The following is a 19,460-nucleotide window of genomic DNA, read 5'->3' as shown; positions in this document are numbered from 1 at the left end:
ATTGAATGCGCCTAACGGCTTTTCAATTTTGAGTTTCACTTAATTATATTGTACCTTGAAAATATCTATTAAAAAATCTGGCGGAACCATTTTATTAGGAAAACTATCCATTAAATCTAAAACACGATTTATAGATTCGTGACTTAAACCCATTCGTAATCCAAAATTGTGAAGTTTTACTAATTCTTTACTCGAAATATGTTTATCGAGATTCATTAATAAAACTAATCTATGAAATTGCACAATACGTTCACTATGAGACTTTAAATTAACGTATGTAATAGGATGTTCAAATAAATAGTCGAAGTCTTCCTTAGAAATTTCTAGTTGCTTAGCAATACTAAACAAAAATTTGTATTCTATCGATTTTATATTATCGTCTGCTTGAGCAAATGCAATCATTTCTGATAGTAAGCTAAGCTTTTCAACACGATTTACCATATGTGAGGGATTCATGATTTTTACTTTTTATAAATTTAATGAGTAACTTTAATTTATAATCGTCGATACCTTGTAGCTTATCGAATAAATTTGTGCCGTTCATCGCATTTTTACTACCCTCATACTAAATTATATTTTAAACACCTGATTTTCAATGTTTTAAAAATAAATTACCGTTCATCGATTTTTAGACTTTCAAAAATCATTATCGATGAACGGCATGTTAGAAAATCATTAAATTTTAATTACTTTCGTATGAACTAAAAAACGATATGAAAACAACGTTGTTATTTCTATTGATTCTTATAAATTCTGTAGGTATTTCAGTTGCTCAAAGTACGGCATCTAAAAATGTTTCAACATTTACAATTGAAGCTCCTCAGTTAAAAACGCATAAGAGAATCTGGGTATATACACCGCAATCGTACCATAATTCAAATAAAAACTATCCTGTCATGTATATGTTTGATGCGCAAAATCTTTTTGATGCGCAAACTTCATATGTTGGCGAATGGAATGTTGATGAATATCTAGATACGCTAACCAACAAGGAGGTTATTGTCATTGGTATAGAACATGGTAACGATAAACGCCTTGAAGAATTGACACCGTATCCACATACAACTTATGGAGGAGGTCATGGTGACATCTTCATGAAATTTATAATTAACACTGTAAAACCACATATAGATATTACATATAGAACTCAACCCGAAGTAGAACATACAAGTGTTTTTGGCGCATCTCTTGGAGGACTTATGGCATTTTATGCAACTATAAAATATCCAGAAACCTTTAGCAAAGCTGGTGTTTTTTCACCTTCTTTTTGGGTAAACGATAAAATATACACCTTGGCCTCTTCTTCGGAAATATCTAAAACAGCAAAATTTTACTTTTTAGTTGGCAGTAAGGAAGGCGATTCTATGGTGCCAGATCAGGTAAAAATGGTGCAATTACTAAAAGACAACGGTGTTGATGCTCATCATATTGAAAACATAATAATTGAAGGAGGCGAACATAATGAAAAACTATGGAGCGAAAATTTCCCTAAAGCATTTCAATGGCTCTTTAATTAAAAGATGTAATCCATTTACTATGATAGACTAAGTGTTTGGATGATTTTAATAATAATTGATACGAAAATAATTCTCTTTATAAAGAGAACGCAAAATAAATATTTAGATGACAAATAATGACATATTTAAAAAACTAAGAGTTGCACATAAGCTACGTGATAATGATATTATCAAAATATTGGAGCTCGTAGATTTCAGAATGACAAAAAGCGAACTCAATGCGATGTTTAGACGAGAAGATCATCCTAATTATATGGAGTGTGGTGATCAAGTATTGAGAAACTTTCTCAATGCCTTGATTATTCATTTGCGTGGACCAATGCCTAAAAAGGGAGAACAAAAGAAAGCTTAAGTTTTATAATAAAAAAAGGTTCTCAAATTTGAGAACCTTTTTTTTATCTAATGTGTATATGTTTTAATAAGCTGAATGTCAATCCAGTCTAAAACACCATATATATTACGCTAATACTTCTTGTACTTTATCTGCTGCTTCTTGGAATTCTGTTGCGCTCATTACGGCTAATCCAGACTCATCAATTAATTTCTTAGCGATATCTGCATTGGTACCTTGTAAACGTACAATGATTGGTACATTAATGTTACCCATATTTTTATAAGCATCAATTACACCTTGGGCAACACGATCACAACGAACGATACCTCCAAAAATGTTAATTAAAATCGCTTTAACAGCAGGATCTCTTAAAATCAATTCAAAAGCCAATTCAACTCTTGCAGCATCTGCAGTACCACCAACATCTAAAAAGTTAGCTGGCTCTCCACCTGCTTGCTTAATTAAATCCATAGTTGCCATTGCAAGCCCAGCACCATTTACCATACAACCTACGTTACCATCAAGATCTACATAGTTTAAACCATGTTCTCCAGCTTCTACTTCAATAGCATTTTCTTCACGGAAATCACGTAGAGCTGCTAAATCTTTATGTCTAAATAAGGCATTGTCATCTAAAGATACTTTTGCATCTACTGCCATAATTTTAGCATCACTTGTTTTTAAAACAGGATTAATTTCAAATAATGAAGAATCAGATTTGTCATAAGCGGTATAAAGAGCAGTCACAAATTTTGTCATGTCTTTAAATGCAGCACCAGATAAACCTAGGTTAAATGCAATTTTACGTGCTTGAAACGGTAAAATTCCTGTTGCAGGATCTATTTCTTCATGGAAAATTAAATGAGGAGTTTCCTCTGCTACAGTTTCAATATCCATTCCTCCTTCTGTCGAATACATAATCATATTACGTCCATTAGCTCTATTTAACAGCACAGACATATAATATTCTTCTGGTTCAGAATCTCCAGGATAGTACACATCTTCTGCAACTAATACTTGGTGTACGCGTTTACCTTCGGCAGAAGTTTGAGGTGTCACTAAGTCCATCCCAATAATTTCTCCTGCGATTGTTTTTACTTCATCAAGGCTTTTTGCTAGTTTTACACCACCACCTTTTCCACGTCCACCTGCATGAACCTGTGCTTTAATAACGTGCCAACCAGTACCTGTATCTTCGGTTAATTTTTTAGCTGCTGCAACTGCTTCATCAGCATTTTGTGCAACAATACCACGTTGAATACGTACGCCAAAGCTGCTTAATAATTCTTTTCCTTGATATTCGTGTAAATTCATAATAAATTATCTATTTATATTTTCCTTAAAAAGGAAATCTTTAAAATTTATGGTTTGACTTCGTTTAATATTTCCGAAGTAATTTAAATAGTTGTAATAGCCACAAAAATAAACATACTAAAGGTTATTACCAATAGTTTTTATATTGAAATCATTTAAACTTTATATTTTAGTTTAAACATCAATCTTTTAAGCGTTTAATTACCGAAAATGCTTTATCTACCAACGCATCCTCAACAACAATTGTAAATTCATTTGTTGTAGAAACGACTTCATATAATGTGATATTTTCCCATGCCAAACGCTTAAATATTTGATAATAGAGTCCAGCGATTTTTGAGTTTCCATTGGGTAAAGAAATACTAATAGCACTCAATTTATCTTGTAATCCTATTTGAGTCTCATTCTTAAATGCCTTTAAAACACTGTCTTTTTCTGAGGTTGAAATAATCATATTACTTTCAAACATACCTCGTGTAAAGGCATAGAAAATTTGATGATTAGCCCTAATTTTTTCTAATACTTGAGAATGACTATGAATTAATGTTTTTGAATTCTGAAATGTAAAATCACTAAGATTTGATCGTACCGTAATATCTCCTAAGTTTCTAAACACTTTTTTTAATCGTACCGAATTCTCTAGATTTAACGGCGAATGATAGCGACGTAAAGCCATCATAATGGCTCCATCTTTAACAGGTTTACGCAACATTTCTGAAATAGGCTGATTCAAATCTTTGGCCAAAGCCGAGAAATTTATGATTTGTCTTGATAAGCCTTCTTCTAAAAACGGACGTGCTATAATAATGTCGTGCACACAAGAAGCAATTGTCTTCATAACGTATAACTTGTTAATTATTTAACATTTTGTGTAAAATTAGCAATATTTTTTCATTTTTATGTTTTAACTAAAGATAAAATCTAAGTTTGATGCTTCAATTAATAACGATTTAAAACTTATGGAACACACTACCTTATTACAAATTGCTGCAGACTACGGAAGTCCGGTTTATGTTTATGATGCTGAAAAAATCAAGTTTCAGTACAAACGTTTAACATCTGCGTTTAGTAAGGTTAAAAAATTAAAATTGAATTATGCTGTTAAGGCCTTGTCAAATATTTCGGTTTTAAAACTGTTTAACCAATTAGGATCAGGATTGGATACGGTTTCAATACAAGAGGTTCAATTAGGTTTAAAAGCGGGCTTTAAACCTGAGCAAATTATTTTTACACCCAATGGTGTCTCCCTAGCGGAAATTGAAAAGGCTGCAAAACTTGGCGTTCAAATTAATATTGATAATCTATCTGTTTTAGAACAATTTGGAACAAAGCATCCAAAAATACCAGTTTGTATAAGAATTAATCCACACGTGATGGCTGGTGGTAACACTAATATTTCTGTAGGACATATTGATAGTAAGTTTGGAATTTCTATTCATCAAATACCACATCTATTAAGAATTGTTGAGAATACAAAAATGAATATTAACGGTATTCATATGCATACTGGTAGTGACATTCTTGATATTGACGTGTTTTTATATGCAAGTGAAATTCTTTTTGATACGGCTAAAAACTTCAAAACATTAGATTTTATAGATTTTGGTTCTGGTTTTAAAGTTCCTTATAAAACTGGTGATATTGAAACCAATATTGAGGAGTTAGGAGACAAATTATCAAAACGATTTAATCAATTTTGTAAATCTTACGGCAAACCGCTAACCTTAGCCTTCGAGCCTGGAAAATTCTTAGTGAGTGAAGCTGGGTATTTTTTAACCAAAGTAAATGTCGTAAAACAAACCACATCCACGGTTTTTGCTCAAGTAGACTCTGGATTTAATCATTTAATTAGACCAATGCTGTATGGATCGCAACATGAGATTGTTAATATTTCAAATTCGAAGGGTCGCGAGCGATTTTACTCGGTTGTAGGCTATATTTGTGAAACTGACACCTTTGCGAATAACAGGCGAATTTCAGAAATAAAAGAAGATGATATTTTAGCTTTTAAAAATGCTGGAGCTTATTGTTACTCGATGGCTTCCAACTATAATTCTCGTTATCGTCCTGCTGAAGTACTGTGGCTCAATAAAAAAGCACATCTCATAAGAAAGCGTGAAACTTTTGACGATATTTTAAATAATCAAATTGAAATAACAATTTGAAACTCAAGGCTTTAAAAATAAGTCACCTGAAAACACAGTCTTTTATATGCGTTTTAACGTTTATTTTTGCACTTAATCGTTTATTTTGTTAGGTTTGTGTTGTATTTCATACCTATCGAATTACAATCCCAAATAATTAACACCTATAAATTAATGACAAACATAAGTCATCTTAATGACTGCCTACCTTCAGATGATCTTTTAGAAATGGCCCAAATTGGCACTTGGGAAGTAGAGTTGAGCTCCATGACTATTACATGGAGTAAGATAACGAGAGCTATTCATGAAGTAAACTCTGACTTTGAAATTACTTTTGAGCGTGCTACTAGTTTTTATAAAAATGATTGTTTACACACTCTTTTAGAAGCCTTCGACGCGTGTACAAAATTTGGTAAACCGTATGATTTAGAACTAAATTTCACAAGTGCAAAAAACAATCAAAAGTGGGTAAGAGCCATTGGTAAAGCTATAATTGAAGACGGAGTATGTGTTAAAATTTCAGGTTTATTTCAAGATATCACTGAAAAAACAAAAAATTTAAAAAAAATAGCTTTACGAGAAGAACAATGGAGAAAAACATTCGATTTTTCTGGAATTGGAATGGCTATAGTAAGCTTAGAAGGAAATTGGCTAAAAGTCAATACTTTTTTGTGTGATATGTTTGGATACAAGGAAGAAGAATTTATTTCGAAAAATTTCAACGAAATGACTCATCCTGATGATAAAACAATTGGATTAAAACTTATAAAACAATTATTAAATAAAGATATTGATTATGCAGAAATAGAAAAACGATATATATCTAAAAATGGAGATATCATTTGGGCCTTATTAAACGTTTCTCTAGTAAGAGATGATAAAGACGAGCCTATGCATTTCGTTTCTCAAATTAATAATATTACTGCTAATAAATTAGCGGCATCAAAAATACAGTCGTTATTAGATGTGACGACAGATCAAAATGCTAGATTATTAAATTTTGCGCACATCGTTTCTCACAATTTAAAATCTCATTCTGGTAACCTAGTAATGCTTCTAGACCTTATGGAACATGAAGACCCAGAAGCCGCTAAAAATAGCTTTTTCCCACTAATTGGCACTGCAGTTGGACACCTTAGAGAAACTGTAAACAACTTAAACGAAATAGCTTTCATGAATACCAAAATTCATGACGATTTATCTACAGTTAGGCTATACAATGCTATAGAAAAAACACTATTTAGTGTAAAAGCCATTATTTTAGATACAAAAGCAACAATCATTAACGAAGTTCCTGACGGTTTAAAAATCAAAACCATACCTGCTTATTTAGATAGTATTATCTTAAACTTTCTATCTAATGCCTTAAAGTATAAAAAAGAGAATGTAAGGCCTATAGTTACTTTAAAAACGCGTGTTTCAGATGAATATATTATTATTGACATAAAAGATAATGGTCTTGGCATTGACTTAAAACGTCATGGAGACAAATTGTTTGGCATGTACAATACATTTCATAAACATAAAGATTCTAGAGGCTTAGGGTTATTTATTACTAAAAACCAAATAGAAGCTATTGGTGGTAAAATTAAAGTTGATAGTGAGATCAATGTTGGCACTACTTTTTCTTTGTATTTAAAAAATAATTATAAGTAGAGCCCAAATATAAAAGCTCTTAATTTTTTGTCGTCTTTAAAGGTGAATTAATCCAGTATTTAGCTACATCTAAAGCGTGATTATTAATTTTAGATTTGCTAAGAGGCATTATTTTATTTACAAATATTAGATTATTAGGCACCGCTTTACTTTTAAATACTTCTTGTACAAAATACTCTCTAAATTGATCGGCATCAATAAACGTAAGCTCATTTAGTTTTCTACCAGCTAAATCTAATACATGTCGTATTTTATAATCGATTCCTTTTAAGGTTTTAAAATCTTCAACTTCATCAATAGACAAATCTTCATCTAAACTAATTTTAAGTTGCTTATTCGTCAATACTTCAACTTTTGAAACTCTTAGTCGTTCATCATTATAATTAAATTTAAAACGCTTTTTCTTAGTGATTGTTTTAGTATCAATAGCATTACTAAAACTTACTAAAAATGCATTGTCATCAGCATCAAATTCTACAGAGTTAATTTTAAAGCTATTGACACTCTTTGCTTTAAAAGAATTATAAAATGAAATATAATTAAGATACATTTTCCCGTATTTAGGCACGTATTCTACAGTTAAAGAATAAAAGGGTTTTTCGTTATTTTTTTCAAATCCATTATATTCGATTTTATGAATTGCAAACGTGTCATAAGCTATATAAATAACACCTGTAGCTGTATTTTTTACTCCTGCAACAGCTTCTGTAGCATAAAATTTGATTTCATATATAGGTTTGCCATTTAAATACGTTTTATTGGCTAATCTAAATACGTGATTATATAAAAAATTTTCTTTAAAGACATCTACAAAAGAGAAGGATTGCTTTTCATAATTTCTTATGGTATTGTGCATATGTAAAACGCATAATTCATTACCACCAAAACCTGAAATTGTGGCTTGCTCAATAAATTTTAAATTTTTATTATCATAAGCCTTAGATAATACCGTATCCTGAGGAAATTGGGTATTTTGTTTAAAACTATATAGAGCGGCTTGATTATCTTTATAGAATAATTTATTGGTGTGAAATCCAGCATCAAACTCTTCCATAATACCTTCGTTAAGGTTAAAGTAGCTATTATTTAAAACCTGGTATTCTCGATAGTATCCTATATATGAATGCGCATTAGTTGGATAATTTAAAGGTATATTTTGAATAGCTTTTCTAACAATATCTCTTACCGGAATATAATCTGCTTTCTCCTTTTTAGAGTCTTTCTCTGCAATAATGGTAACAACAGAAAGAGATTCTATTTGAGGATCTAATTTTAAAATATTTAAATGGTTACTTGCTAAAGTGCTCACATCAACCTCTAAAGTTCTATAACCAATACACGAAATAATAATTATAGTATTGTTCCTCTTATAAGTTATTGGCAATCTAAAACTACCGTCGTCGTCAGAAATAACACCAACATTTTGATCTTTCACTGCAACAGATGCAAACATAACTGGCTCACTAGTTTTAGTGTCTAGGATTTTGCATAATAGTTCGCTAACATGTTGTGAAAATGAAAATAATGGAATTATGAAAAAAGCGATAAGTACGAACTTCTGCTTTAGAGTTGTCATGCCTTTAATTATTTATAAGAAAAATATGACTTTTTATTTACAAAAAAAAATCCAATCAGGTTTACTCCTTTACAGTTCCTCTAAAATGATTCACATTTGGATTAATGGGATTTCCTGAGATTCTCCTGTAAGATGCCAACTGTCCACAATGCCAAATTGAATCTGCAATGGGACCATTAACTTGATTCCAAAACGGAATCTCATTCTCACCAAAAATAATTTTATACTGAGAAATATCATCACTTGTTCTCAAAATTTCGGCTGCAGTCTTTAAATTTATCAAAGCCTGTTTACGCTTGTCGGCATAAGTCATTGTAGACTTATCTACACCTTCATTTGCAACCTTTAAAGTAGAATTCACAATAATATAAGACAAATCTAAAATATGATCAATCGTCTCTGCCGTAGAACGCACATCGTCATTTGGTTTAAACGCCAAATCCTTTTCTGTTAAACCTGCACTAGCCCAATAAAATCTAAAACCTAAAGCATCAACCATACGAGCTGCCATTGTTCCGGCTGTAAATTCTTTGGAGTATTCTGGAATGTTATGATATGGAATATTCACTTCGGAAATATCTTGCGCAAAGCCCATCGTTGAAATAAAAACAGTTATAACTAAGTAAATATGCTTCATAATTTGGAGTTTAGTTCTTTAGTCTAATGTCGTCATCGGTATTTGGTGTTTTATCTTTTCCGAAGGAAAACAAATCATAACTCAAACCATCCTCAGATAATTTATAATAAAACTCGTTGTTCCAATCATCTAATGTCACCTCTTTAAGCAAAGGATTATTTCTAATGATCGTTCTTAATTTGGTGGGATATTCTCCAATATCTTTCTTTTCTTTTTCTAATAATAACACAATTTTAGAGAGTTGTTTTTCCGTTTTTCTCTTTTGCGAATTTGGAAATACAAATACCATTACAATCGTTACCGAAATCAACATAACCACCAAATAAACGACAGTTAACTGTTGTGAAGGATACCACATAGTTTTTTTTGGAAGGTTATGTTCCTTCTCAAATTTTCGTCGTTTTCGCTTTTTAAACCAGAACTTGATATCTAGATACAGTTCTAATAAATTAGCTAATAATTCAGTAAACAAATCATAAAAAATTAGTGTTAATCTCTCAATTCTACATCATTAGTGATGGTATCGGTTCCATAGGTATCCATCAAATATATTAAGGCTGTCATAGAGGCTGCTCCTAGTTCTAATTCTCGTTTATTAACATGTTCAAACGTATCGTTTGCAGCATGATGATGATCAAAATAGCGTTGTGAATCTGGACGTAATCCAGCAAGTACGATATTGTCATCTTTTAACGGACTAATATCTGCACCACTGTAACCCATCTCAAAAAAGTGAATTAAATACGGTTTAAATAATGATCTCCAACTCTGTATTTTTGCGAGCATGGCTTCACTACATTGAAAACTAAAACCACGAGGTGTGAATCCTCCCGAATCACTTTCTAAAGCGAAAACGTGTTTTTCATGTTTTGATTTGGCAACCTCAGCATATTTTTTTCCGCCACGCAAACCATTTTCTTCATTCATAAAAAGTACGGTTCTAATCGTTCGTTTTGGTTTAATACCACTTTCTTTTAATAAGCGTAACACATCCATAGATTGCACAACTCCTGCTCCATCATCATGAGAGCCATCACCTAAATCCCAAGAGTCTAAGTGCCCACCAACGACAATAATTTCATTTGGGAATTCGCTTCCTGTTATTTCTCCAATTACATTATAAGATTGGACATCGGCAAGTTGTTTACAGTTTAATTTAAAAAAGAAATTAAGGTTTTTATTTAGTGCAATCATGCCACTTAACAATTCGGCATCATTAGTACTAATTGCCGCAGAAGGAATACGTTTATTGTTTGGTAACTCGCCATAACTCATACTTCCTGTGTGTGGATAATCATCTAATCTCAAACTTAACGATCTCACAATTGTACCAACAGCACCATACTTTGCAGCTTCCTTTGCGCCAGCATAACGTTCTACAGAGCAACCTCCATAAGCTTCAAAAGTTTGAATTACATCTGCTTGCATTGGTCTATTAATAAATACAATTTTACCCTTGATGTTTTCTTCGCCTAAAGCTTCGAGTTCAGTATAACTACCAACTTCAATAATTTTAGCCTTTACACCTCCATTTGGAGTTGCAATAGAACCACCAAGCGCACAAATATTGACATTTGTAGTAACTCCAGGTGAGGTTTCAAAATAAGCGAATTCTGGAGCTCCTCTTACCCAACGTGGCACCATAACAGGTTGTAACCACACTTTATCTAGACCTAATTTTTCTAACTCTTGTTTTGTGTATTGTACTGCTTTTTCGGCATTTAAGGAGCCAGAAAGTCGGCCGCCAATTTGATTAGACAAGTGGTCTAACCATTGGTAACTCATACCATTAGTTAAAGAATTGGAATAGATGGTTTTTAGATGTTCGGCATCTGTTTGTGCCGAAAATTGAACTGTTGAAAATAGAAATACAACAATAAGTAAGTGCTTCATGCGAGATTTTTTTTTCAATGAAGCTTAAAGATACTATTTTAAATAATTACGAATTACAAAGAAAACTTAAAAAATAAATTATTCGCTTTCTAATTGTTTTATATACGCATTGAGATTAGCTTTTACTTTATCATCTAATTCTGGTTCTACAATATCCTTGTATTGATTTAGTGTATCATACAAAATTTTGGCTACAATATATCTAGCTGTTGGTTTATCATCGGCTGGAATTGCAAACCATGGTGCATGATCTTTAGACGTGCGATTTAAGGCATCTTCATAACAATCTTGATATTGATCCCATAATTCGCGCTCTTCTAGATCACCTGGAGAAAATTTCCAATTTTTTTCAGCTTTATGCAAACGTCTTAGTAACCTATCTCTTTGTTCATCTTTTGAAAGGTGTAAAAAGAATTTAAAAATAATGGTGCCATTATCTGCAATATGCTTTTCAAATGCATTGATTTGATCAAAGCGCTTATCCCAAAATGCCTCATCTATATCATCAACACCGTTGATATTTGGTAAATTTTCACCCATGATATAATCAGGATGTACGCGAGTTACTAGTACATTTTCATAATGTGTTCTATTAAATACACCAAATTTTCCACGCGCAGGTAACGCAATATAATGACGCCATAAATAATCGTGTTTGAGCTCTATTTCCGTAGGTACTTTAAAACTATGCACTACAACACCTCTAGCATTTAGCTCTTTAAACACTTCACGAATCATGCTGTCTTTTCCAGCAGTGTCCATACCTTGAATACAAATAAGAACGGCATATTTGCCATGAGCATACATCGTATTTTGAATTTTCGCCAAATCCTTGCAAACGTCTTCTAGTTCGTTTTCTATATCTTTTTTACTCGCATCTAAATCAAAGGATGTAGCTGCTTTTTTTATATTAAAGTCTTTTGAAACTTTAAATTGTTGGCTATTGACGGTTTTCATACGCTTATTATTTTGATGCAAATAATTTTACATCATTCTCACTTACTTCCTTCTCTCCTAAGATAATTAATCGCTCAATAACATTGCGTAATTCACGAATATTTCCTGTCCAATCATACTCTTGAAGCAGTTTTATAGCCTTATTAGAAAATTCTTTTTTAGCTGTACCTTGTTCTTCGGAAATTTTAGTTGCAAAATGATTAATCAACAATGGAATATCATCTCGTCTATCATTCAAAGCAGGAACTTTGATCAATATAACGGCAAGTCTGTGGTATAAATCTTCTCTAAATCGGCCTTCAGCAATTTCGGTTTTTAAATTCTTATTAGTTGCTGCAACAACCCGAACATCTACTTTTATATCTTTATCATTACCTACACGTTGAATACGACTTTCCTGCAACGCTCTCAGCACTTTCGCTTGAGCCGAAAGGCTCATATCTCCAATTTCATCTAAAAAAATTGTACCTCCATTTGCGGCTTCAAACTTACCTGCTCTGTCTTTTACAGCACTTGTAAACGCACCTTTAACGTGACCAAACAATTCACTTTCTATAAGTTCGGCAGGAATTGCAGCACAATTAACCTCAATTAATGGTCCTTTAGAGCGATCACTTTTTTGATGTAACCAATGTGCAACAAGCTCTTTACCTGTACCATTAGGACCTGTAATTAAAACTCGAGCATCTGTAGCCGCAACTTTTTCAATCATATCTTTAATATGAGAAATGGCATCACTCTCACCTATCATCTCATATTTTTTGCTCACTTTCTTTTTGAGCATTTTATTCTCCACAACTAAAACCTTGGTATCTAATGCAATTCTAACAGTATTAAGTAATCTATTTAAATCAGGTGGTTTAGAAATATAATCAAAAGCTCCCAAACGCATTGTATTTACGGCTGTATCTAAATCACCATGTCCAGATATCATCACCATAGGTATTTCTGGTTTAATTTTTTTCACAGCTTCTAATACTTCAACACCATCCATTTTTGGCATTTTAATATCACACAAGACTAAATCAAAATCGTCTTTTTTAATTTTTTCTATCCCTACAAGGCCATCTTCTGCTTGATCTACTTGATATTCGTCATTTTCTTCAGAAAGTATTTTAACCAATACTCTTCTAATTGCTGCTTCATCTTCAATTACTAAAATCTTCGCCATTTCTATATTTTAAATTTTATACCTGTTCTTAAATAAAATGCATTTACATCGTCTAATTTAAAAACTTCATCTCTATTATCGTCACGTATAACATTATTTAATCTAAATGTATAACCTGTATACAAGTAGGCAACTAAATGTTTAGTGAAGCAATATTCATAACCAAGTCCGCCAACCGCTACAGATAAAGAAATATTTTCAACGTTTTTTCCATTGATTTCTTGAGGTTGCTGTATGTGTGCAAAATAACCATCGAGACCTACAAAAGTTTGTAGCATATTTTTTTCATTAAGAAAATACTTTAGATTAGATTTTGGAACACCTGCAGAAAAAGACCATTTTTCATTAACACGTCTATAATAACTCACAAAAGGCAACGGAAAAGGAACTCCTGTAGTCGCATTATATGTAAGTCCCAAAATGAGTCGATACGGACGTTTTGCTGTTGAATCTTTAGTTCTATCATTAATAGTGTAAACACCTCCATTTAGAAAAAAATCGTCTGAGGTGAGTTTGGATGTTAATGTTGACGCTATTCTAGGATTAAATTTAAATCCTAGGCGCCATTTCTTACTAGTTTTAAACGTATAAGCAATGTTTAAGTCAATAATATTTATTGTCTCAAAAAGGGACGTATTAAAAGGATAATTGTCCTCTAAATTTAATAAGACACGATTGTATTCAGCTCCAATTATAAAATAACAGTCTTCTGATGTTTCTATGGGATAATTTACTAAAGCTCTTATTCGTGTATATTGGTCTTCTGAGTTACTTTTAGGTATGAACGAATATTCTAATCGTGCCAAATCTGTTAACTGTGCATTAGCTAATTGTGACATAATACACAGTAATACAATCCAATAACATTTAACAAGTTTAATATTCATAAATTTAAGTACTATTTTTAAAGGTTTTAATTTGGTTTTTGAATAATATGTATGTCTCTCTGCGGAAATGGTATCGACACATTATGCTCTCTAAATAATTTATCAATTTCAAAACGTATATCACTTTTAGGAAATTGCGCTTTAAAGCTGTCTGCTAGTGTAAATACTAATTTGAAATCTAATGAACTATCTCCAAAATTTGTAAATACAACGGTTGGCTCGGGAGTACTGATAACGTTTGGATTTGTACTTGCTGCCTGTAATAACAATTTTTTTACCAACTGAACATCACTACCATATGCTACACCTACCTCGACACTTTCTCTTGTCGTAGTTCCGTTTTGCGTCCAATTGTATAAACTGTTTTCTAAATATAAATGATTAGGAATTACTAATACTTTATTATCTATAGTCACTGCTCTTGTTGTTCTTAATTTTATTTCTTCAACGCGACCTACTTTACCGTCAATTTCAATAATATCTCCAACATGAACAGATTGATCTATCAATATAAAAATCCCTGAGATAATATCTTGAAATAAAGTTTGCAGAGCTAAACCTATACCAATCATTAATGCTGCAGAAGCTGCAAAAACCGCTGTTACATTAACACCTACAGTATGTAAAGTGATTAATAAAATCACTAAATATACTAACCATCTAAAATAACCAAAAACAACATTAAATTTACCTTTATCATCTGGCGGTAAATTTCTTGTTATAAGTTTTAGAACGAGCCTTAGAACTAGAGTGGTAATGAAAATAACAGTTACAACTATGAGAACATCTAAGATTGAAATACTGATATCATTACCAATATCAATATGTTGACTTAAAAAATTTTTAATATTTCCCCAAGCGGAACTCTCTGTAATTGTTTCTTCTAATTTTGATAAATCCTGGACCATGTTTAGTATTTAATCCATTTATAAAGCTCTTTATAACTTGGTTTTTTACCATACATTAAAATACCTACTCTATAAATTTTAGCTGCAAACCACACTGTAAACGCAAATGTGCATATCAATATTGCGAATGATAAAATTTGTTGCCAAATAGGTACACCAAAAGGGATACGCATTAACATGACAACTGGAGAGGTAAACGGTATAAATGAAAACACTGTTGATACTGTGCCATGAGGATCTTCAATAACGGTGAATATACCAACATATACAGCCAAAATTAATGGCATTAAAATTGGCATCATAAATTGCTGTGTATCCGTTTCGTTATCTACTGCTGCTCCAACAGCTGCGTATAATGAACTGTATAATAAAAAGCCTCCTATAAAAAAGAATAAAAATGCGATCACAAGATTAACAATTGGCAAATTAGACAACGACTGTAAGCCTCGTTGAAACTCAAAAGCAATATCAGGATTTTTCATCATCTCATTCATGGCTTCTTGTTGTGGTGTTTGTAAATCAGTTAAGCTCACACCAAGAATGGCAGATACAACTAACATTAATACACTACCTAAAAGAACCCAAATTACAAATTGTGTGATACCAGCTAGTGATGTCCCAACAATTTTACCCATCATTAATTGTATAGGTTTAACCGAGGAAATAATGATTTCAATGATTCTACTTGTTTTTTCTTCGATGACACTTCGCATAATCATATTTCCGTAGATAATAATAAACATAAACAATAAGTAACCCGATACACCTCCAAATGCCAATTTCAAATAGCTATCGATTTTAGATGTTTTTTCACCTGTAAATGTTTCTTGAGCAATGGTTATATTTGTTTTAGAACTTTCTATTTTAGCTGGATCTACGCCTCCATTAAAGAGTTTAGTATCTGAAACAATTTTTTCTATTTTTTCTTCTAAACTAGACATGATACCAATGGAAGGTGATTCATCGGAAAAAAATTGCACATTGGACAATATCATTGTACTGTCATTACTTTTTTCAATATAAAGCAACCCAAAATCTTCTTTTGCTTTTGTGAGTTCTTTTGCTGTTTTTAGATTAGTATCAGTCAAAATCGTGTAAGTGGTATGCTCTGTATTTTCAAATACACTGCTTAAAACTCCAGTTTCATCTAAAACTGCGATGGTACGTTCTTTATCATTATTTAATTGCGACAAATAGGCTACTACAGCAAATAAAGCAACCATAATTAACGGACTTACAAACGTCATTATGATGAACGATTTGTTTTTCACTTTAGTGATATACTCTCTTTTTATTATGAGTGGTAAATGGTTCATTTTAATTGTTCTTTACAGTTTGAATAAATATATCACTTGCACTTGGCACGACTTCAACAAAGTGGTTCACTTCTGCATTTGATGTAAGAAAGGATAATAAATCGTTGGAAGTATCTTTAGTGTTTAGTTTAATATTTAGCTTTACGTCATCGTTAAGATTTCTAAAGGTTGCTGGAAATGCTTCAAACTTGTCTTTAATTATTTTAGTGACTTCCTCAACACGATCTGTTTGCAAACCAACTTCAAACGTATTGGTTTTATATTGGCGTTTTATATCTGTTAATTTTCCGTCTAAAACTTTATTAGATTTATGAATTAGAGCAATATGATCACACAGTTCTTCAACAGATTCCATGCGATGTGTTGAAAAAATCACAGTAGCTCCTTCATCTCTAAGTTGTAAGATTTCATCTTTAATGAGGTTTGCATTAATAGGATCAAAACCTGAGAACGGCTCATCAAAAATTAACAACTTAGGTTGGTGTAAAACGGTTACGATAAATTGAATTTTTTGAGCTTGACCTTTACTCAGTTCTTGGATTTTTTTGTTCCACCAATCACCTATTTCTAGTTTCTCAAACCAGTATTTTAAACGCTGTTTAGCTTCGGCTTTTGATAAACCTTTGAGTTGTGCAAGATACAAGGCTTGTTCACCAACTTTCATCGATTTATACAGGCCACGTTCTTCTGGCAAGTAACCAATATTTCTAATATGCTCTGGTCGCAAGGCCTCACCATCCAATAAAACACGGCCATTATCTGGCATCGTAATTTGGTTGATAATTCTAATTAGAGTTGTTTTCCCTGCTCCATTTGGTCCTAATAAACCAAAAATACTTCCTTTAGGAACTGAAATTGATACATCATTAAGTGCTCGAAATTCTCCAAAGTTTTTAGATACCGAATCGGCGACTAAGAGGTCATTCATATAAATAAAATAGGTTGATTTTTAATAACAGTAAAGATAAAAATGTTAATGACGTATTGTATGCTTATTCGCTTAAATTTTTAACTGTAAGGCAATTTAAATTCAAAATAAGAAAAGCCATAATCATCATGAACCGTGACTTTTATACTAAAAAAACAAAACCCACCCTTAAAACAAATTAAGGATGGGAAAAAATTGCTATGAAAAAGAAAAATTACCACTAATCGAAATTAGTGATAAATCAAATATAGTGTTTTTTTATAAAGTAGTGGTTTAAACTTTTTTCAATCGGTAAAAAAACATACTTTTTAATATGATTTACGTCTTTTTTACTTAAAAACTAACCACATACAACCAAAATTAACTTAAATCAATTAACGTAACCTATGTTAAAAATGGGCTCTAAAAAGCATAAATCGTTAATTAATTATCGATTTATGAAAACATATCTTTAACTTTTTCAAAAAACGATTTATCTGTACTTTCTGGCTTAGGATCAAAATGCTCATCGTTTCTCATACTTTCAAAAAACGCTTTTTGCTCTTTGTTTAATGTTTTTGGTGTCCATACATTCACATGAACTAATAAATCTCCACTTCCGTAGCCATTAATACTCGGAATTCCTTTACCACGTAAGCGTAAAATCTTACCAGATTGCACACCTGCATCTACCTTAATTCTAACTTTACCTGTAACTGTATCTATTTCAGTTGATGTTCCTAAAACAGCATCTGGTAAACTCACATACAAATCGTAATGTAAATTATCACCTTCTCGTTTTAAGGTCTCATGTTCCTTTTCTTCAATGACGACTAATAAATCTCCTGAGATACCATTTCCTGGCGCTTCATTACCTTTGCCTGTAACTTTGAGTTGCATAGAATCTACAACACCTGCAGGTATTTTTACTGAGACCGTTTCTTCTTGCACTTTTAACCCTTGTGCATCAGCATCAGAAGGCTTTTTATCAATACTTTGTCCTGAGCCACCACAAGTAGGACAAGCAGATGCTGTTTGCATACGGCCTAAAATAGTGTTAGTCACTCTAGTTACTTGACCTTGCCCATTACAAGTTGCACATGTTTTGTAAGTTGTTCCTGGTGCTTGAACTTTTCGTTTTACTTTTATTTTTTTCTCTACACCATTAGCAATTTCCTCTAAGGTTAAAGCAACTCTAATTCTTAGGTTACTTCCTTTCACACGTCTTTGGCCTCCACCAAATCCGCCTCCAAAGCCAGAGAAACCTCCTCCTCCAAAAATATCGCCAAACTGGCTGAATATGTCATCCATATTCATACCACCTCCACCACCACCAAATCCACCTGCACCATCAAAGGCTTGGTGACCAAATTGGTCGTAACGTGCTTTTTTGTCGGCATCGCTTAATACCTCATAAGCTTCGGCAGCCTCTTTAAATTTAGCTTCTGCGTCTGCATCATCAGGATTTTTATCTGGATGAAACTTAATTGCCATCTTACGATAAGCTTTCTTTATTTCGGTTGCAGTTGCACTTTTAGTAACCCCTAATATCTCGTAATAATCTCTTTTTGCCATGCTTGTTTATTAACCATTTCTCAAGCCACTTGTTAGCAGACAGGGAAAACGATTTTTAATTTTATGTTTTTATTGTCCTATAACAACTTTAGGAAAACGAATAACTTTCTCACCAAGTTTGTAACCTTTTTCAATCACATCAATAATTTTTCCTTTTAAATCGTCTGTTGGTGCAGGAATTTGGGTTATTGCTTCGTGATCATCTGCATTAAATGCATCGCCTTGGCTTACCTCAATTTTAGCTAAACCTTTTTTCTCTAAAGTAGATACCAATTTATTGTAGATTAAAAGCACGCCTTTTCTTAACTCTTCGGCTTCTTTATCCTCTTCAATATGCATTAAAGCTCGCTCAAAATCATCTAAAACTGGTAGCAAAGAAACAATAACCTCTTCACTTGCGGTTGTAAATAAATCGATACGCTCTTTTGTTGTACGTTTTTTATAGTTTTCAAATTCAGCAAAAAGACGCATAAACTTGTCTTTTTCTTTTGCTAAATCTTCTCTAAGTTGCTCTTCTACTGTTAATTCTTCAACTTGAGTTTCAGTATTCGTTTCGTTTATATCCTCTTGAACTTGTGGTTCATCTATGGTTTGATTTTTATCTTTTTTACCCATTGTAAATTCTTATTTAATAAATCTTTGATTTAAGGATGGCAAAAGTACTGCCA

At 32.2% G+C, this 19,460-nt stretch carries 19 protein-coding genes; 4 read left to right on the top strand and 15 right to left on the bottom strand.

The window, feature by feature from the left end:
- Positions 1–39 precede the first annotated feature (39 nt).
- Complete coding sequence (locus TD29_RS07310; RefSeq protein WP_040279834.1) at positions 40–441, bottom strand: hypothetical protein; 402 nt, start codon at positions 439–441, stop codon at positions 40–42.
- Positions 442–713: 272 nt separating this feature from the next.
- Between TD29_RS07310 and TD29_RS07305 the strand changes: the two genes are divergently transcribed.
- Complete coding sequence (locus TD29_RS07305; RefSeq protein ID WP_040279833.1) at positions 714–1,517, top strand: alpha/beta hydrolase; 804 nt, start codon at positions 714–716, stop codon at positions 1,515–1,517.
- Between the two features lie 106 nt (positions 1,518–1,623).
- Complete coding sequence (locus TD29_RS07300; protein ID WP_040279832.1) at positions 1,624–1,869, top strand: DUF1456 family protein; 246 nt, start codon at positions 1,624–1,626, stop codon at positions 1,867–1,869.
- Between the two features lie 105 nt (positions 1,870–1,974).
- Here TD29_RS07300 and sucC read toward each other — a convergent pair whose 3' ends face one another.
- Both sucC and TD29_RS07290 read right to left on the bottom strand, forming a co-directional pair.
- Positions 1,975–3,165 carry an ADP-forming succinate--CoA ligase subunit beta gene (sucC, locus tag TD29_RS07295; RefSeq protein ID WP_040279831.1) on the bottom strand — a complete coding sequence of 397 codons (1,191 nt, stop codon included), beginning with the start codon at positions 3,163–3,165 and terminating at the stop codon, positions 1,975–1,977.
- Positions 3,166–3,346: 181 nt separating this feature from the next.
- Entirely contained in the window at positions 3,347–4,003 is a 657-nt protein-coding gene (locus tag TD29_RS07290) for a hypothetical protein (protein ID WP_040279830.1), read from the bottom strand.
- 121 nt (positions 4,004–4,124) lie between these two features.
- On the opposite strand from TD29_RS07290, the gene lysA reads away from it, so the two are divergent.
- Together lysA and TD29_RS07280 are read left to right on the top strand one after the other, a co-directional pair.
- Positions 4,125–5,330 carry a diaminopimelate decarboxylase gene (lysA, locus tag TD29_RS07285; RefSeq protein WP_040279829.1) on the top strand — a complete coding sequence of 402 codons (1,206 nt, stop codon included), beginning with the start codon at positions 4,125–4,127 and terminating at the stop codon, positions 5,328–5,330.
- A gap of 153 nt (positions 5,331–5,483) precedes the next feature.
- The gene (locus TD29_RS07280; RefSeq protein ID WP_084203411.1) at positions 5,484–6,965 is read left to right on the top strand and encodes a sensor histidine kinase; all 1,482 of its coding nucleotides are present in this window, start codon (positions 5,484–5,486) and stop codon (positions 6,963–6,965) included.
- A 19-nt stretch (positions 6,966–6,984) separates the two neighbouring features.
- On the opposite strand, the gene TD29_RS07275 is transcribed toward TD29_RS07280, so the two are convergent.
- The 12 genes from TD29_RS07275 to TD29_RS07220 all read right to left on the bottom strand — a co-directional run bounded on the left by TD29_RS07275 (position 6,985) and on the right by TD29_RS07220 (position 19,407).
- On the bottom strand, positions 6,985–8,541 hold the full coding sequence (locus TD29_RS07275; RefSeq protein ID WP_040279828.1) for a carboxypeptidase-like regulatory domain-containing protein: 1,557 nt from the start codon (positions 8,539–8,541) through the stop codon (positions 6,985–6,987).
- 61 nt (positions 8,542–8,602) lie between these two features.
- The gene (locus tag TD29_RS07270; RefSeq protein ID WP_040279827.1) at positions 8,603–9,178 is read right to left on the bottom strand and encodes a hypothetical protein; all 576 of its coding nucleotides are present in this window, start codon (positions 9,176–9,178) and stop codon (positions 8,603–8,605) included.
- A gap of 10 nt (positions 9,179–9,188) precedes the next feature.
- Positions 9,189–9,536 carry a type II secretion system protein GspG gene (locus TD29_RS07265; RefSeq protein ID WP_040279826.1) on the bottom strand — a complete coding sequence of 116 codons (348 nt, stop codon included), beginning with the start codon at positions 9,534–9,536 and terminating at the stop codon, positions 9,189–9,191.
- A gap of 131 nt (positions 9,537–9,667) precedes the next feature.
- The gene (locus TD29_RS07260) at positions 9,668–11,071 is read right to left on the bottom strand and encodes a M20/M25/M40 family metallo-hydrolase (protein ID WP_040279825.1); all 1,404 of its coding nucleotides are present in this window, start codon (positions 11,069–11,071) and stop codon (positions 9,668–9,670) included.
- Between the two features lie 78 nt (positions 11,072–11,149).
- Entirely contained in the window at positions 11,150–12,028 is an 879-nt protein-coding gene (locus TD29_RS07255) for a PPK2 family polyphosphate kinase (protein ID WP_040279824.1), read from the bottom strand.
- A gap of 7 nt (positions 12,029–12,035) precedes the next feature.
- Complete coding sequence (locus TD29_RS07250) at positions 12,036–13,199, bottom strand: sigma-54-dependent transcriptional regulator (protein WP_040279823.1); 1,164 nt, start codon at positions 13,197–13,199, stop codon at positions 12,036–12,038.
- 2 nt (positions 13,200–13,201) lie between these two features.
- The gene (locus TD29_RS07245) at positions 13,202–14,038 is read right to left on the bottom strand and encodes a DUF6268 family outer membrane beta-barrel protein (RefSeq protein ID WP_241485254.1); all 837 of its coding nucleotides are present in this window, start codon (positions 14,036–14,038) and stop codon (positions 13,202–13,204) included.
- A 74-nt stretch (positions 14,039–14,112) separates the two neighbouring features.
- Complete coding sequence (locus TD29_RS07240) at positions 14,113–14,994, bottom strand: mechanosensitive ion channel family protein (protein ID WP_040279821.1); 882 nt, start codon at positions 14,992–14,994, stop codon at positions 14,113–14,115.
- 2 nt (positions 14,995–14,996) lie between these two features.
- Positions 14,997–16,310 (bottom strand): ABC transporter permease, encoded by a 1,314-nt coding sequence (locus tag TD29_RS07235; protein ID WP_040279820.1) that lies wholly within the window; start codon positions 16,308–16,310, stop codon positions 14,997–14,999.
- Position 16,311: 1 nt separating this feature from the next.
- On the bottom strand, positions 16,312–17,238 hold the full coding sequence (locus TD29_RS07230) for an ABC transporter ATP-binding protein (RefSeq protein WP_040279819.1): 927 nt from the start codon (positions 17,236–17,238) through the stop codon (positions 16,312–16,314).
- 435 nt (positions 17,239–17,673) lie between these two features.
- Complete coding sequence (dnaJ, locus tag TD29_RS07225; RefSeq protein WP_040279818.1) at positions 17,674–18,792, bottom strand: molecular chaperone DnaJ; 1,119 nt, start codon at positions 18,790–18,792, stop codon at positions 17,674–17,676.
- Positions 18,793–18,861: 69 nt separating this feature from the next.
- On the bottom strand, positions 18,862–19,407 hold the full coding sequence (locus tag TD29_RS07220; RefSeq protein ID WP_040279817.1) for a nucleotide exchange factor GrpE: 546 nt from the start codon (positions 19,405–19,407) through the stop codon (positions 18,862–18,864).
- Positions 19,408–19,460: the final 53 nt, after the last annotated feature.

It is taken from the genome of Psychroserpens damuponensis (genome assembly GCF_000826655.1).
Lineage (GTDB): Bacteria > Bacteroidota > Bacteroidia > Flavobacteriales > Flavobacteriaceae > Psychroserpens > Psychroserpens damuponensis.
This window is presented reverse-complemented; position numbering and strand designations above follow the sequence as displayed.

Coding starts and splice junctions, on each gene's coding strand:
- TD29_RS07245 (WP_241485254.1), bottom strand. CDS start 14,038: ATGTCACAATTAGCTAATGCACAGTTAACAGATTTGGCACGATTAGAA.
- TD29_RS07300 (WP_040279832.1), top strand. CDS start 1,624: ATGACAAATAATGACATATTTAAAAAACTAAGAGTTGCACATAAGCTA.
- TD29_RS07270 (WP_040279827.1), bottom strand. CDS start 9,178: ATGAAGCATATTTACTTAGTTATAACTGTTTTTATTTCAACGATGGGC.
- lysA (WP_040279829.1), top strand. CDS start 4,125: ATGGAACACACTACCTTATTACAAATTGCTGCAGACTACGGAAGTCCG.
- TD29_RS07260 (WP_040279825.1), bottom strand. CDS start 11,071: ATGAAGCACTTACTTATTGTTGTATTTCTATTTTCAACAGTTCAATTT.
- TD29_RS07275 (WP_040279828.1), bottom strand. CDS start 8,541: ATGACAACTCTAAAGCAGAAGTTCGTACTTATCGCTTTTTTCATAATT.
- TD29_RS07305 (WP_040279833.1), top strand. CDS start 714: ATGAAAACAACGTTGTTATTTCTATTGATTCTTATAAATTCTGTAGGT.
- TD29_RS07280 (WP_084203411.1), top strand. CDS start 5,484: ATGACAAACATAAGTCATCTTAATGACTGCCTACCTTCAGATGATCTT.
- TD29_RS07250 (WP_040279823.1), bottom strand. CDS start 13,199: ATGGCGAAGATTTTAGTAATTGAAGATGAAGCAGCAATTAGAAGAGTA.
- TD29_RS07310 (WP_040279834.1), bottom strand. CDS start 441: ATGGTAAATCGTGTTGAAAAGCTTAGCTTACTATCAGAAATGATTGCA.
- TD29_RS07240 (WP_040279821.1), bottom strand. CDS start 14,994: ATGGTCCAGGATTTATCAAAATTAGAAGAAACAATTACAGAGAGTTCC.
- TD29_RS07290 (WP_040279830.1), bottom strand. CDS start 4,003: ATGAAGACAATTGCTTCTTGTGTGCACGACATTATTATAGCACGTCCG.
- TD29_RS07235 (WP_040279820.1), bottom strand. CDS start 16,310: ATGAACCATTTACCACTCATAATAAAAAGAGAGTATATCACTAAAGTG.
- TD29_RS07255 (WP_040279824.1), bottom strand. CDS start 12,028: ATGAAAACCGTCAATAGCCAACAATTTAAAGTTTCAAAAGACTTTAAT.
- TD29_RS07220 (WP_040279817.1), bottom strand. CDS start 19,407: ATGGGTAAAAAAGATAAAAATCAAACCATAGATGAACCACAAGTTCAA.
- sucC (WP_040279831.1), bottom strand. CDS start 3,165: ATGAATTTACACGAATATCAAGGAAAAGAATTATTAAGCAGCTTTGGC.
- dnaJ (WP_040279818.1), bottom strand. CDS start 18,792: ATGGCAAAAAGAGATTATTACGAGATATTAGGGGTTACTAAAAGTGCA.
- TD29_RS07230 (WP_040279819.1), bottom strand. CDS start 17,238: ATGAATGACCTCTTAGTCGCCGATTCGGTATCTAAAAACTTTGGAGAA.
- TD29_RS07265 (WP_040279826.1), bottom strand. CDS start 9,536: ATGTGGTATCCTTCACAACAGTTAACTGTCGTTTATTTGGTGGTTATG.